The organism is Aeromonas sp. DNRA1 (genome assembly GCF_963888745.1).
GTDB lineage: Bacteria > Pseudomonadota > Gammaproteobacteria > Enterobacterales > Aeromonadaceae > Aeromonas > Aeromonas hydrophila.
In genome coordinates, this window is the sequence record NZ_CAWPKQ010000001.1 from 720,306 (window position 1) to 734,799 (window position 14,494).

The 14,494-nt window shown below is 60.8% G+C and carries 16 protein-coding genes; 12 read left to right on the forward strand and 4 right to left on the reverse strand.

The features are described from left to right. Positions 1–64 precede the first annotated feature (64 nt). A complete protein-coding gene (locus AACQ43_RS03255; RefSeq protein WP_168965921.1) occupies positions 65–940 on the reverse strand; it encodes a helix-turn-helix transcriptional regulator in 876 nt (291 codons plus the stop codon). 129 nt (positions 941–1,069) lie between these two features. Between AACQ43_RS03255 and manA the strand changes: the two genes are divergently transcribed. Both manA and AACQ43_RS03265 read left to right on the forward strand, forming a co-directional pair. After that, positions 1,070–2,269: a mannose-6-phosphate isomerase, class I gene (manA, locus tag AACQ43_RS03260; protein ID WP_168965923.1), complete on the forward strand. Its 1,200-nt coding sequence runs from the start codon at positions 1,070–1,072 to the stop codon at positions 2,267–2,269. A 239-nt stretch (positions 2,270–2,508) separates the two neighbouring features. Beyond that, complete coding sequence (locus tag AACQ43_RS03265) at positions 2,509–3,015, forward strand: hypothetical protein (RefSeq protein ID WP_168965925.1); 507 nt, start codon at positions 2,509–2,511, stop codon at positions 3,013–3,015. 74 nt (positions 3,016–3,089) lie between these two features. Here the strand turns inward: AACQ43_RS03265 and AACQ43_RS03270 are convergent, their stop codons facing one another. Beyond that, the gene (locus AACQ43_RS03270) at positions 3,090–3,239 is read right to left on the reverse strand and encodes a hypothetical protein (RefSeq protein ID WP_011705333.1); all 150 of its coding nucleotides are present in this window, start codon (positions 3,237–3,239) and stop codon (positions 3,090–3,092) included. A 736-nt stretch (positions 3,240–3,975) separates the two neighbouring features. On the opposite strand from AACQ43_RS03270, the gene AACQ43_RS03275 reads away from it, so the two are divergent. From AACQ43_RS03275 to AACQ43_RS03290, 4 genes are all read left to right on the forward strand, one after another. Then, on the forward strand, positions 3,976–5,862 hold the full coding sequence (locus AACQ43_RS03275) for a PTS fructose transporter subunit EIIC (protein WP_168965927.1): 1,887 nt from the start codon (positions 3,976–3,978) through the stop codon (positions 5,860–5,862). A 201-nt stretch (positions 5,863–6,063) separates the two neighbouring features. Continuing rightward, entirely contained in the window at positions 6,064–6,351 is a 288-nt protein-coding gene (locus AACQ43_RS03280) for a hypothetical protein (RefSeq protein ID WP_168965929.1), read from the forward strand. A gap of 39 nt (positions 6,352–6,390) precedes the next feature. Then, entirely contained in the window at positions 6,391–6,873 is a 483-nt protein-coding gene (locus tag AACQ43_RS03285; protein WP_248280954.1) for a hypothetical protein, read from the forward strand. Between the two features lie 46 nt (positions 6,874–6,919). Beyond that, positions 6,920–7,171: a hypothetical protein gene (locus AACQ43_RS03290; RefSeq protein WP_248280955.1), complete on the forward strand. Its 252-nt coding sequence runs from the start codon at positions 6,920–6,922 to the stop codon at positions 7,169–7,171. 27 nt (positions 7,172–7,198) lie between these two features. Here AACQ43_RS03290 and AACQ43_RS03295 read toward each other — a convergent pair whose 3' ends face one another. Both AACQ43_RS03295 and malX read right to left on the reverse strand, forming a co-directional pair. Then, positions 7,199–8,401 (reverse strand): MalY/PatB family protein, encoded by a 1,203-nt coding sequence (locus AACQ43_RS03295; RefSeq protein WP_168965931.1) that lies wholly within the window; start codon positions 8,399–8,401, stop codon positions 7,199–7,201. A gap of 73 nt (positions 8,402–8,474) precedes the next feature. Beyond that, on the reverse strand, positions 8,475–10,061 hold the full coding sequence (gene malX / locus AACQ43_RS03300; protein ID WP_168965932.1) for a maltose/glucose-specific PTS transporter subunit IIBC: 1,587 nt from the start codon (positions 10,059–10,061) through the stop codon (positions 8,475–8,477). Between the two features lie 275 nt (positions 10,062–10,336). Between malX and AACQ43_RS03305 the strand changes: the two genes are divergently transcribed. The 6 genes from AACQ43_RS03305 to AACQ43_RS03330 all read left to right on the forward strand — a co-directional run bounded on the left by AACQ43_RS03305 (position 10,337) and on the right by AACQ43_RS03330 (position 14,346). After that, positions 10,337–11,374, forward strand: a complete 1,038-nt coding sequence (locus AACQ43_RS03305; RefSeq protein ID WP_168965934.1) for a Mal regulon transcriptional regulator MalI — start codon at positions 10,337–10,339, stop codon at positions 11,372–11,374. A gap of 248 nt (positions 11,375–11,622) precedes the next feature. Continuing rightward, positions 11,623–11,886: a hypothetical protein gene (locus tag AACQ43_RS03310; RefSeq protein WP_016350086.1), complete on the forward strand. Its 264-nt coding sequence runs from the start codon at positions 11,623–11,625 to the stop codon at positions 11,884–11,886. A gap of 55 nt (positions 11,887–11,941) precedes the next feature. Continuing rightward, a complete protein-coding gene (locus AACQ43_RS03315) occupies positions 11,942–12,391 on the forward strand; it encodes a GNAT family N-acetyltransferase (RefSeq protein ID WP_168965936.1) in 450 nt (149 codons plus the stop codon). Positions 12,392–12,525: 134 nt separating this feature from the next. Then, the gene (locus AACQ43_RS03320; protein ID WP_076361249.1) at positions 12,526–12,984 is read left to right on the forward strand and encodes a GNAT family N-acetyltransferase; all 459 of its coding nucleotides are present in this window, start codon (positions 12,526–12,528) and stop codon (positions 12,982–12,984) included. 69 nt (positions 12,985–13,053) lie between these two features. Continuing rightward, positions 13,054–13,569, forward strand: coding sequence for an AAA family ATPase (locus AACQ43_RS03325; protein ID WP_168965938.1), 516 nt, complete (start codon positions 13,054–13,056; stop codon positions 13,567–13,569). 12 nt (positions 13,570–13,581) lie between these two features. Next, positions 13,582–14,346, forward strand: coding sequence for a phosphotransferase family protein (locus tag AACQ43_RS03330; protein ID WP_248280956.1), 765 nt, complete (start codon positions 13,582–13,584; stop codon positions 14,344–14,346). Positions 14,347–14,494 lie beyond the last annotated feature (148 nt).

Here is a 14,494-nt window from a genome sequence, read left to right on the forward strand (position 1 = left end):
CAGCTCCGGATCCGAAGCAGCCCCGCCAGCGCCTGACTCGGACAGGCTCCAGCAGCATCCCTGCTTATCCCGCCAGCCCCTCGGCCTGCCCCTGCGGCTGGCTGAGTGCCCGGTACTGGGAGGGGGTCAGCCCGGTCTTCTGCTTGAACACCCGGCAAAAATAGTTCACATCGCTGTAACCACAGCGGCTGGCCACCTCTTCCAGCCGAAACCGGTACTTTTTCAGCATGAACTTGGCCCGATCGATGCGCACCCAGCTGATGTAATCGGCCAGGCGCATATGCCCCTGCTCGCGAAACAGGTGGGATAGGTGGCTGGCCGAGACGTTGAAGCGATGGGCGATCGAATCCCGGCTGATGGGGCGGTGAAAGTTCTCCTGGATATAGATGCAGATTCCGTGAAACAGCTCGGCCCCCCGCGGCCGCTCGAAGGTGGACTCGGCCAGCAGCTGGCGCACGCTGGTGAGCAGCGCCTGCAACAGGTGATTGTCGGTGGGGGAGCGAGCGGGATCCTCGGTCAGCACGTTGAGCGCCGCCAGTATGTGTTCGTTCACATGGCCGGCCCGGGCCATGATGCTGTGCTTTTGCACGTCAAAGAAATCGGGGTCTTCCCGCCGCTTGCTCACCAGACTGAAGCCCAGCTGGCGCTTGCCGAACAGCAGGCTCAGCACCGAGCAGTCGGAGGTCCAGAGCGGCTTGTTCCAGCCGTTGGGGGGGATGTAGAGCGCCTGCCCCGGGGCGATGCAGATCTCCTGGCAGCCCTGCTCCCTGTCCCAGATCTGGTTGCGATACTCGCCGCTGAACACCAGCTCGAGGCGGGGAAAGTTGACCTGATAGCTGAAACCGGGCGGCACCCCCTGATCCTGGGCGAACCAGATCTGGTCGAAGGGGGTCTGCTCGTGGAGGGCGCCATCGAGCAACTGGCTGAAGACAAGAGACATGCTGATCCTGATCAAGAGAGAGGCAAGCGGTTGCGGTGCCCGCGACCGCCCATGTTATAGTCCGGTCCACGGCAGCAATGCCACCCTTTTCTGCACCCGATTTTCTGCACACCCAATGAGGCATCCCTTATGAGCAGTCGCGATCTGCCCTCTTTTTTGTCAATGCAAAATCCGATTCAAGGCTACGACTGGGGCAGCCATGACGCCCTCACCACCCTGTTCGGCATCCCCAATCCGGCGGGCAAGCCCCAGGCCGAGCTGTGGATGGGTGCCCACCCCAATGGCTGCTCCGAGGTGATGCTGGCCGGGCAGGCACAGAAGCTCTCGATCCTCATAGAGCGCGCCCCCGCCGCCGTGCTGGGCGAGGCCACCCAGACCCGTTTCGGCAGCCTGCCGTTCCTGTTCAAGGTGCTGTGCGCCGAGAAGGCCCTCTCCATTCAGGTGCACCCGAGCAAGGCGCAGGCCGAAGCCGGCTTTGCCAAAGAAGAGGCCGCAGGCATTTCGCCCAAGGCCGCCAATCGCAACTACAAGGATCCCAACCACAAGCCTGAGCTGGTGTTTGCCCTCACCCCCTATCAGGCGATGAACGGTTTTCGCGCCATCCCGGCCATCCTGGCGCTGTTCGAGCGGGTCAAGCTGCCCGCCCTTGCCGAGCTGGTCGCCGCCCTCACCGCCAGCCAGAATGAAGCGGGCCTGCAGCACTTCTTCCACCAGCTGCTGGTGCTGGAAGGGGCGCGCAAGGAGGAGGCACTGGCGGGCCTGCTGGCCTTTGCCGCCGCCCATCAGGATGAAGAGACCTTTGCGCTGATCACCAGCCTGGCCGCCCAATACCCGGGGGATGTGGGGCTGTTCTCGCCGCTGCTGCTGAACGTAGTGACCCTGCAGCCCGGTCAGGCGATGTATCTGGACGCCTGTACCCCGCACGCCTATGTGCGCGGCACCGGCCTCGAGATCATGGCCAACTCCGACAACGTGCTGCGCGCCGGGCTCACCCCCAAGTACATAGACGTGGCCGAGCTGTTGGCCTGCACCCGCTGCTTGCCCAAGCCGGACGACCAGATCCTGCTTGCTCCCCGCATGGAAGGGGCGGTGCAGCACTTCGAGGTGCCGGTGCCGGACTTCACCTTCAGCGTCTATCCGGCGGGCGAGCATCAGCTCACCACCGCCAGCGCCGAGATCCTGTTTGCCATCGACGAGGCCGTGATCCTCAAGCGCGGTGACGACACCCTGCGTCTCGAGAAGGGTCAGTCCGCCTTCATCCCGGCCGCCACCGGCCGCTACCAGCTGCTGGCCGAGGGCCGGGTCGCCCGCGCCGGCAACCGCTGCTAAGCCGATTCAAATCGACTCATGACCACAAGGGCCATCCAGGATGGCCCTTGTTTTTTGGCGGTCTCAGCCACCGCGCTCCCCTGCCTTCTGCCGACAAATTTCTTGATGTGCGGCATAAATTCATCAGATCCTGCTGTCGTCCTCTGCCGGGTTGGCTATCATGCCCGTCTGGCTATCACTGCGCCTTGACCCTCGCCGGGGCCACCACAGTCATCCGGCACCAGTTCAGGAAGAACATCATGAAAGGCTACTGCGGACGATCCGTTTTACTGCTGGCGCTGCTGGGCAGCCCGGTGCATGCCGCCTGTGACAAGGGAGTGGCGCTCAGGCTGGCCAAGGCGTTCTGGAGCGAGCACAAGGATTTCTATTACGCCGACCCTGCGCCGCTCAAGGCGCTGCTCACCCCCGACTTCTTCGCCGTGCTGAGCAGCGAGGCCGCCTGCAACGCCGACGGCGAGGTGTGCGCCATCGATGCCGATCCCTGGATCAACGCCCAGGATGGCGAGGTGAGCGAACCCGTCAGCTTCACCCTGGCCAACACACAAGAGCAAGGGGTAACGGTCAGGATGCAGTATCTGTTCGCCCTCTCCGACACCCAGAAAGAGCCGCAGACGGTCAGCCTTCATTTTCAAAAGAGCGGCGACGACCGCTGCTACCTGATGGATGACTTCATCCCGCCCGGCGATGGCTCGCTCAAGCAGCGCCTGCGCCAGTGGCAGAGCCACAACGCCATCGAACCGCAATAAAAAACCCCCGCCATGCTGGCGGGGGTTTTGCATTCTGCCGGGCCACGCGCCTCAGCGCCGGGCTGGCCACGGGGTCACTCCTCCACTGCCTCCGGCTGAGGTTCTTCAGCGCGGATCTGCTGCAGCTCTTCGACCCTGGCCTGCCATTTGTCGTGGGCCTGTTTGCGCTCCTGTTGCTTGAACTCTTCGCGCATGGTGTCGATCTCTTGGACCAGTTTTTCCATCGGGATGTCTCCTTACATCTGGGTGAACATGACAAGTAAAACGGGTTGACGGCACACTCCGCATCAAGGGCGTTGGCCTGTCGGTTCATCAGGTTTGACTTCCGGTTTGCCAAAACTGTCCAACTAAATAAACGATTGGATATGCAAAAAGCAATCTAAAAAATGATTAAACGTCTCCCAGAAGGCCATCAAAAGGAGGTCAAAACCGCCTCTTTCCGCTCTAACAAATAAAATATAAAACATTAATTATCAAACAGTTAAATGCACATCACTACAAATCCGCACACCCTTTTCAATCGGCCGATTATGCACTGATTTTTCATCCCCTCATTCTTGCGTTTCCTGCCACCCCGCCACCATGAGCATCCCCCAAAGCCAGGCCACCGCTTTTGCCGACCGGCTCACAATTTTCCCGCCCGCTCGAGCACACAAATCTCCATCCCGCCGCCTGCCGACAGAGTTCAGGCTCATCACTTATTGGTCATCAGTCGTACTCGGATTAAAAATAACCTTATGTTTTAAAATGTATTTCTATAGAAACGAGCTCGTTCATTCAGGCAGGACAAAATGCGAGCAGGGTCACAGGCAGGCAGCATCGGCACAAAAATCCAGTAAAGGGCACATATCTCCGATTTCGGCCGAGGCACTTGGGAGAAACAATAGGCAGGTCAACCAGTTGCACCACCGTTTTCAACAGGACCACTTCCATTCGGACGGCACCAGCCAGGAGAGAACCATGCTCACCACCCTGATAGATGAAGGATTGATCTGCCTCGATCTTGCGGCCCGCGACAAGCAGGCGCTGTTCGTCGAACTGGCCGCCAGGCTCAAGGCCAGCGGCAAGATAGCCAGTCAGGATCAGTTTGTCCGCGACCTCTGGGCGCGGGAGGAGCTCGACAACACCGGTTTCGAGCAGGGGGTCGCCCTGCCCCACGCCAAGAGCGAGGCGGTGCAAGAGCCCGCCATCGTGGTCGGCATCAGCCGCCAGGGCATCGACTACGGCGCTGAAGATGGCGAGCCCTCCAGGCTGTTCTTCATGATTGCCTCCCCGGCGGGCGGCGCCAACCACCATATCGAGGTGCTGGCCGAGCTCTCCACCAAGCTGCTGGAACCCGGTTTCATCGCCAGCATGCAGGAGGCCACCAGCCGCGCCGAGGTACTCGCCTTGCTGGCCGCAGCAGGGCCGTCCGCTACCCCAGCCTCCCCCCGGGCGCAATCCGCCCAGCCGGCGGAGCCGCAGGAGCGCGGCATCAAGGTTCAGCTCAACACCCTCAAGCAGCATTTGCTGTTCGGCACCTCCCACATGATCCCCTTCATCGTGGCCGGGGGCGTCTTGCTGTCGCTGTCGGTGATGATCAGCGGCAAGGGCGCCGTGCCCGAGGCGGGCGTGCTCAAGGACATGGCCGACATGGGGATTGCCGGGCTCACCCTGTTTACCGCCGTGCTGGGCGGCTACATCGCCTACTCCATGGCGGACAAACCGGGCCTGGCCCCCGGCATGATCGGCTCCTGGATTGCAGTGCAGCAGTTTCATACCGGTTTTCTCGGCGCCATCCTGGTGGGCTTTATCGCCGGACTCATCGTCAACCAGCTCAAACGCATCAAGCTGCCGGATTCCATGAGTTCGCTCGGCTCCATCTTCATCTATCCCCTCATCGGCACCTTCCTGGTGTGCGGCATCGTCATGTGGGTGATAGGCGCCCCCATCGCCGCCATGATGGAGGGGATGAATCACTGGCTCTCCGGCATGGCGGGCTCGGGCAAGGTGATGCTGGGGGCCATCCTGGGTGGCATGACCGCCTTTGACATGGGCGGCCCCATCAACAAGGTGGCCACCCTGTTCGCCCAGACCCAGGTCAACACCCAGCCCTGGCTGATGGGCGGGGTCGGCATCGCCATCTGCGTGCCGCCGCTCGGCATGGCGCTGGCCACCCTGCTCTCGCCCAAGCGCTACAAGAAAGAGGAGCGTGAAGCGGGCAAAGCAGCCGCCATCATGGGCATGATCGGCATCAGCGAGGGGGCCATTCCGTTTGCCGCCGCCGACCCGGTGCGCGTCATCCCGGCCATCGTCGCAGGCGGTATCGTCGGCAACATCACCGGTTTCATGATGCACAGCATCAACCACGCCCCCTGGGGCGGCTGGATCGTGCTGCCGGTAGTGGAGGGCAAGATGGGCTATATCCTCGGCACCATCCTCGGCGCCCTCACCACGGCCCTTATCGTCAACCTGCTGAAAAAGCCGGTCAGCGACACCGAAGAGAGCAACGAGCGCCAGGAGGAGTACCAGATCATCGAGGCGGAAGGGGAAGCCGAAGTGCTGGCCATCACCGCCTGCCCCTCCGGCGTGGCCCACACCTTCCTGGCCGCCAAGAGCCTGCAAAAAGCGGCCGCCAAGGCCGGCATCAAGCTCAAAGTGGAAACTCAGGGCGCCAACGGCATCATCAACCGCATTACGCCCAAAGACGTGGCCAACGCCCGCTGCGTCATCCTAGCCCACGACGTGGCCATCAAGAACAAGGAACGCTTCGCCAATATCGAGGTCATCGACGTCAAGACCCGGGAGGCCATCCACAACCCGGAAGGGCTGCTGGCCCGCACCCAGCCGGGGCGCCAGGTAGCCTGACAACGGCAGTTGAGAGTACCTACGAAAGAAGGGGCCAAGGGCCCCTTCTTTTATCTCGGCATCAGGCAGCAGCAAACCCCGTTCGGCAGCCGCCCGAACGGGGATAGCGCCCTCCCCCTCAGGATCGATAAGATAGGAGTCATATTGTGCCTTCGCCCGCCAGCCGGCCTGGCGACCGCACATGGATGGAGCCTTGCACTGATGGAATTGACGGACGTACTGCTCACCCTGGCGGGTCTGGTGACCGCCGGCATCATTCTCAAGAATCGCGCGGTGACCCAGCCCGACTGGGACAAGCTGCCTACCCTGCCCGAGTACCTTGCCCGCCATCCCGAATGCGCCACCGACGATAGTGAAAGCGCCAGCTGCTGTGCCTGCGGTTCGCACAAGGTGCTGTTTCAGCCGCTGACCGGCGCCGGCGATTACCGTTTGCGCCACACCTGCCTGGCCTGCGGCAAGGTGCTGTTTCGCAGTCGCGCCATTCTCTGACAGATTCCTATATCAACTAGATGAGTGAAGGGACGCCCAGTGAGTGACCGAACAGCCTCAGCCCGTTGGCGCTGGCTTCGCCAACATATAAAAATTTTGCGCAATGCTGAGCTGGAACCCGAAGAAAAGGGGACGACTTGGCGCTTTGCGGGATTGATCGTGGCGGCCATTCCTGCCCTGACAGCAGCAACCTACCTTCTGGGGATGGCCTATCACTATGGCTATACCCTGGCGTTTAACCTCGACTATGCCGAATTTTCTCCGCCGGCGGATTATCTGCTGGCCCTTGGCCTTCTCACGACTCTCAATATGCTCAAACCCTGGATGTGGCCTGTATTGGGTAGCATATTCACGATTTTTTCAGTGGCGTTCACCCTAATCATCTGCGCTCGCTGGCGAATTCATCTCACATGGCTGTGGCAAAGCTCAATGTTCTATCGTTGGCTGATCAAAAGAGCGAAAAAGATTGGGCGATACCCAGCCCCCCTCTCTTTTCAGAGCGTTTGTTTGGATGGGGAATAACTATTACAAATTTGCCTTCTTGTCGTTATCCGTATTGATCCCCGTCATGGGTGCGCTCTGGTTCTTTGTGAAAGGTGTTGAAGAGGCACAAACACAGATCACCCGCCTCGAGCAAGATAAATGGCCGCAGAGAGAGGCCCATAGTCAGTCGCTCCTGCTGGGGGATGAGCCCCATATTCGCATCGCCTGCAACGCTTCCCACTGCGCCTATCGCCTCAAGGGAGGCGATACCCTGATCCTGCGCTTCGATCAGATAGAAGAGACTCGCTATCGGCCTGACAAGGCCGCCTCGAAATAGCAACCGCCGCCTGAGGGTGGCTGTGCGCTATCTGGCCAGCAGCTCTTGCAGTGCACTGATCAGGGCGTCGAGGCCTTTATCTACTTTCGAGCGAGGGCAGCCGACGTTGAGGCGAAGATAGCCTTTGCCTTCGACGCCATAGGTGTCGCCACGCATGATGGCGACCCGGTATTTTTCCACCAGCAAGATTTGCAGCGCATCCATCCGTTCGGTGGAGTCGATGCCGAGGCCGCTCAAGTCAATCCAGGCGAGATAGGTCCCCTCGGGCACCCGATAGCCGATGGCGGGAAAAGCGGCGTTGAGCCGCGCCGCCACCTGGGTGAGGTTGCCGTGCAGATAGGATTTGAGCGCATCAAGCCAGGCACCGCCATCCCGATAGGCGCTGATATGGGCCAGCACCCCGAGAATGGGGGGTGATGAAAGGCCATGGGCCGCCTTGAGTCGCTGCAGATAGCCGGCCCGCGCCTCGGCCTTGGCAATAAAGGCGTAGGCGCCGCCAAGGGCCGGAATATTGAAAGATTTCGAACCCGAGCTCACCAGCGCCCAGCTCTCGTCCTCTGCCACCTCGCTCCACGGCAGGTAGCGGGCAAAGCTCACATCCATATGGATGTCGTCCGAGATGACCTTGACTCCGTGGCGCTGGCAGATGGCGGCCATCCGGCCGAGTTCATCCCGCGTCCAGACCCGGCCGGTAGGATTGTGGGGGCTGCACAGCAGCAAAATCCGGCACTCGGGGCGGGCCGCCTGTTGCTCGAAGCAGGCCCAGTCGATCTGATAGCTCCCCTCTGCTTTTTTGAGCGGGCAAGGCAGCAGCACCCTGTCGTTGGCGGCCAGCATATTGCCGAAGGCGTCGTAGGCGGGGGTGTGCACCAGCACGCCTTCGCCCGGCGCTGACCAGAGGCTCACCAGCTGGGCGATGATGTAGATGACCGAGGGGCCGTAGACCAGGGCGGCTGGGTCGAGCTGCGCCCCGTAACGGCTGGCGAACCAGTCGCTCACCGCCCCCTTGAAGTCGTCGTGATTCCAGCGACTGTAGCCAAAGACCCCGTGCTCAAGGCGCTTGGCCAGGGCCGCGCGAATGCAGGGGGCTGTCGCGAAATCCATGTCGGAGATGGTAAAGGGGAGCAAGTCGGCGTGGCCGAAGCGGTCGGCCACATAGTCCCACTGGGTACAGTAGGTGCCGTGGCGATCGACGACGCGATCAAAATCAAAGAAGTCGGTATTGGGCATCTCTTTCTCACCAGTAAAACAGCAATGAACAAGGGGGCATGGCGCCCCCCGAGGTAGGGTAACAGGGGCCGACTCAGGCCCCCATCAGGCTCTGCAGCTGGTTTTTCACCAGATGGACCTGAGGCCCGATCACCACCTGCAGGTTGTGCTCATCGAGCTTGATCACCCCGATGGCGCCGTTCGCCTTCAATACCTTGTCATCGACCCGGCTCATGTCCTGCACCGACATCCGCAGGCGGGTGATGCAGTTATCGAGCGCCAGGATATTGTCGGCGCCGCCCAAGGCGTTGAGGATCACCTCTCCGTTGTAACCGCTGTTGCCGACCTTCTTGCCCGCGGGCTGGGCAGCCTCGCTGGCCTCAATCTCGCGGCTCTCTTTTTCACGGCCAGGGGTTTTGAGGTTGAAGCGCACGATGGCGAAGCGAAACACCCCGTAGTAGATGGCAAACCAGATGGCCGCAGCGACCGGCACCAGATACCACTTGGTGGCGGTGCCTTGCAGCACGCCAAACACCAGAAAATCGATGAGGTTGCCGTCGGTGTTGCCGATGGTGACGCCGAGCAGTCCCATGGTCATAAAGCCGAGCCCGATCAGGATGGCGTGAATGACGTAGAGCACCGGCGCCACGAACAGGAACAGGAACTCGAGCGGTTCCGTGATGCCGCCGATGACGCAGGCGACCACACCGGAGACCAGCAGCGCCTTGATCTTGCCGCGATTTTCCGGGCGAGCGCAGTGATACATGGCGAGCGCCGCTCCCGGCAGGCCGCCGAGGAAGGCCGGCATCTTGCCCTGAGAGAGGAAAGAGGTGGCCGATACCGAGAACTGGGTGGTGTCGGCGCAGGAGAGCTCGGCGTAGAAGATGTTGAGCGCGCCGCTCACCTCGTTGCCGCACACCAGCGATGTGCCGCCCGCCTCGGTAAAGCGGATCAGCGCCACCAGAATGTGGTGCAGGCCGAGCGGCAGCAGCAGCCGCTCACCAGTACCGAACAGGAAGGGACCGAAGGGGCCGGCGTGGGAGATGAGTGTCCCGATACCGTTGATGCCGGCGGCAAACCAGGGCCAGACCAGAGGCACCACCAGACCCACCACCCCCAGCACGATGGCGGTAATGATGGGCACGAAGCGGGCGCCGCCGAAGAAGGCGAGCGCATCGGGCATCTGGTAGGTGTAGAAACGGGCGTGCAGTTTGGCGACGATCACCCCGACGATGATGGCCCCCAGAATGCCGGTGTCGATGGAGCTGACGCCGAGGATGGATTTCACCCCGTAGGCCTTCTCTGCCGCCCCGTCACCGATGACGTTGGCCACGGTCAGGTAGAAGTTGATGGAGAGGTTGAGGGCCGCATAGCCGACGAAACCGGCAAAGGCCGCGACCCCCTTCTCTTCGCGCGCCAGCCCGAGCGGAATGGCCACCGCGAACATCACTGGCAGGTAGATAAAGGCCACCAGCCCCACCTTGGTCATCCAGAGAAACAGCAGTTGCAGCACGGTATTGTCGAGAAAGGGCATGCTCTGCTTGACCGCATCGCTGGTGAGCGAGCTGCCAACACCGAGCAGAATGCCCGAGAAGGCCAGCAGGGCGACCGGCAGCATAAAGGTCTTGCCGAGGCTCTGCAGGAACTCCCATACGGTGGATTTGGCGGGGGACTTGGCCATGTGTCAGATCCTTGTGAGGTGAGGGTCATTCGATACGCCTGTCCGGTAGCCTCCCTGACGAATGGCAACGGTGAGCCGTATCTGGTTTTGCCGGATGATAAAACGTTTTACCAACTCGCAAGTGCCGACAAGATCACAGTTCAAACGCTCTGCTGGACACTGTTCCTCAAATTTGTGAGGCAGATCCATGGGCGCGGGATGTAACGTTTCACTCGGCAACCCAAGCGGGTATGCTGTGCACCTCCTCTCTTCGCCTTGATCGCCACCGCCTGCCTATGTCGCCCAAACCGCTGCTCGCCAACAACCCCAAGATCACCGACGTGGCCCGGCTGGCCGGGGTCTCGGTCACCACCGTCTCCATGGTGCTGCGCGGCAAGGGGCGCATCTCGCCGGCCACCGCCGAGCGGGTGCAGCAGGCGATCAGGGAGCTCGACTACGTGCCCAACAGCGCCGCCGCTAACCTGCGCAGCCAGCAATCCAACCTGGTGGGGCTGATCCTGCGCGACATCACCGACCCCTTCTATACCGAGGTGACCGCCGGGGTGAGCGAGGTGCTGGAGCAGCAGGGCTATCTGCTGTTTCTGACCCAGTGTGGCCACAGCCCAGAGCGGTTGCAGCAGAGCATCCAGTCCCTGTCACGCCAGGGGGTGGCGGGCATCATCTTCAACCCGGTGCGCGGCGCCGCCGCCAAGCCGCTGGAGAACCTGCTCGGCTCGGCGCTGCCGCTGGTGTGCGCCGCCCGCTCCTACTATCGGGACGACGTGGACTTTATCGGCCCGGACAACACCCACGCCGCCCAGCAGGCCACCACCTATCTCATCGAGCAGGGCCACCGCCATATCGCCTACGTCGGCGGGCGGGCCGATTCCCTCACCCGCGCCGAGCGCATCGGCGGCTACTGTGCCAGCCTGCTGCAATACGGGCTGCCCTTCAAACCGGAGTGGGTACTGGAGTGCGAGCGCACCCAGCGCAGCGCCGCCGACACCATCGCCCAGCTGTTGCACCGGCACCCCAAGGTGACCGCCGTGCTCTGCCACTACCCGGAGGTAGCCCTCGGCGCCATCTACGGCGTCGAGGCGAGCGGGCGCAGCGTGGGCAAGGACAACTACGTCGGCCAGCAAGTTGCCCTGCTCGGCTTTGACGACGTGGCAGAGGCCGAGCTCACCTTCCCCGCCCTCACTTTCGTCAGCTCGCCGGCCCGCGACATCGGCCGCCAGGCCGCCCTGCGCCTGCTGACCCGATTGCAGCAACCCGAACTCGCCCCCAACCGCCATCTCATCATCCCCAGCCTGCAAAAGCGGGCATCGGCCTAAGCTGGCTGGGCAAGCCTGCTGCAGCCCGAACTTGCCCCACCCGCCATATCATCACCGCTCACCAACAAACCGCAAAAGCGGGAGTCGGCCTGAGACGCCCTGTTGCGGCGCCAGGCAAGGGGCAGTTGTGGTCAAGCAGAAAAGCGCGAGCGCAAAAACGTGAGCCTGCTCACTGGGTTGGCAAGGAGAGATTGAGAGCCAAGTGGAGAGGAATATGATGGGCGTCCACTCTCTTCACGAGCCCCTTTATGAGCAACCCGCACGACCAGAATCCACCGAGTGAAATCCATCGCTGTGACAAATGCCGGGAGCGCACCCGCCATATCGTGGTGCTGGTCGCCCGCGATCACACTCAGGACATCATGCCCAAGGATCCGCGCAAAGCCTTCTGGCAAGCCTTTACTTCCAGCAGCATCACCAACTGGGCGTTTGGCGAAACGCTGGCTTACCAGGCCACCCATGTAAAGCACCTGATTTGCGAGCGCTGCGGCGAGAAGTTTCTGGAGTATTGAGGCCCAGAGGACGGCGCGCCCCAGACCGTCACAGCGAGATAAAAGAGAAATAAAGATGAAGTTTGTCGAGATGGACCCCAATCAACTGCCGCTGGCGCTGCTGCTGGAGGCAGATCCCGCAGAGCAGCGCATTGCCGCCTATCTGCCTGGCGCCTGGGGCTTTGCCGTCCTAGCGGGCAACGAGGTAGTGGGCGCCTGTGTGGCCGGTCTGGTGGGGGAGCAAACGGCCGAGATCTTCAATATCGCCGTTGCCCCCAACCGCCAGCAGCAAGGCATCGGCTCCGGCCTGCTGCGCTTCGTACTGACCAGCCTGGCCGGGAAAGGGGTACACCGCGTCGAACTCGGTACCGGCAGCTTCGGCCACCAGCTCACCTACTACCAGCGCCACGGCTTTCGCGTGGATGCCGTCATCAAGGATCACTTCCTTACCCACTACTCCGAGCCCCTGATGGAGCACGGCATCCAGCACAAGGACATGCTGCGACTCTACCTTGAACTGGGCTAGGCTATCCCTACCCTCAGCAGCCTGTACGCCCTGGGGATAAATGGTGGGGGGATCAATTCAGCGTCGCCACATCTCATCGAAAGCAACGAGAGCCATATCGATCGCCATGACACTGGTAAAGGGATGAATGCAGGATGCAGACAAGAAAAGCCAGCCCAGATGAACTGAATGCCATCTTCTGGATGGGCTTTGATGCTTGGGGCGAAGGACTGTCACCGACTGAATATCTGGCGAACTGCCACGCCAGTCAAAAATACCGCTCCGGTGTGTGGTATGTCCTTATTGTGGGCAATCAGCCTGTCTCTTCCCTTATTGTCTATCGGGACCGATTTGGCCTTGGCCAAGGCTGTTTTGGCATAGGTTCACTGGCAACGGCACCTGCGATGAGGGGGCAAGGATTTGGCGCCCATCTGCTGCGTGGGGTGACAGGCATGCTGCTGGATAATCCCGATGCCGTCGCCACCTTCCTCCATGCAGATATCGACCATCACTTCTACGAGAGGCTGGGGTATAGGCGCATTCCGGGGGGTGATTGCATGTATTTCTCTCATAGGCGGCCACGCTATGTCGGCGAACCGCCAACCTACTTTTAATCCACTCTCAGCGTCATCACCTCTACTTGTCAGCCTCCAGATATCTGTTCCAGAAAAGAGCACTCATAGATGAAACGTATTCTGATTATTGGCAACTCGGGATCGGGCAAGAGCTGGTTGGCGGCTCGATTGGCTGAGCAGTTAACTATCCGCGAGGTCAATCTCGATACCATTGTCTGGCAGCCGGGCAGCTTTAACCAAAAACGGCCCCAGCATAAGATTGACCAGGCCATTCAAACACTTGCTCAAGAGCCCTCATGGGTGGTCGAAGGGGTATTTGGTGCCCTGGCCGAGCAACTGCTTGATGCCGCCGATACCCTGCTATTTCTGGATCTCGACTGGTCTGTATGCCGTTATTCACTGCTATCACGCGGATCACAAAGTGCCAGGCAACGGGATGCAGTGGCAGCCGAAGAGAGCTTTCAACAACTGCTGGTATGGGCATCGGAATATGGGCAGCGAGCCGGCAAAAGCTCCCGCCAATCCCATCGCGAGCTGTTTGATCGATTCCCAAACGCCAAGCACCGTTTCACGACTCGGGCAGAGGTAAATAGCTATCTCACTCAACTGACCACTCATAGCTAACGGGGGTAGAGGATGACGCAACAGGAGCTGGCGAAAATGGGGGGCGCTTCGGTAAATATCCAGTTGCTGGATGGCAAGCCCTGCATCAGAAAAAGCGGTGCATCAGCGGTCGAGCGTCATTTCTACCAATGCGCCGCCCCGCATTTGAGCGGGCTCAACACACCTGCCCTTCTCAGGGTCGAGGGGGAGATCCTGTTCCTTGAGCAGATCCCTCATCCGGTCACTCTCACGCAACTGCACCACAACGAACAGACCTTTGCTCAGCTGGCCAGCCTGCACAACACCAACTATCAGCCCGACTTTGCGGTGAAAAATCACGGCTGGTCACTCGCCGACATCGACGAGGCGCTCTCTGTACTAGCGGCCAACGAGAAGATCCGCCATATCCAGCAAGTTGGCCACGAACTATTCGAGGAACAGTGCCTGATCTCGGGGGATAGCAATGAGGGCAACTGGGGTACCCGCGACAATGGTGAGCTGGTGTTGTTTGACTGGGAGCGATTTGGTTATGGCAGCCCGGCCATCGATCTGGCTCCGCTGGTGCCGCGGATGGGTTCACTGGCGGAGTATGAAGCCATCATTGAACGCTATCTTTGCCACAGTTCGCTTCTCTCTGGTGACCGGTTACTGCGCCATCTCGTCATGGCCAAGTGCTGGCTGATTATTGAGGTCACCAATCTGCTGACCAGAAGAGAGAAGCCGCAGGCACAGCAATATCTGGAGTGGTATCGGCAACAAGTTCCCCACTGGCTGGAATCGGTTGCACATATTGTGTAATTCGTAGGTTCGAATAGCGGAGCGTATTCGGACGTTCGCGTTATCACCTCTATCTTTTCGTCCATCCCCTCTCTTGCTACCACCCAGCCTACCCAAACAAGCGGTGCAATTCACTTCGTTCATTGCAGCCTACGGGGCCAATACCTGT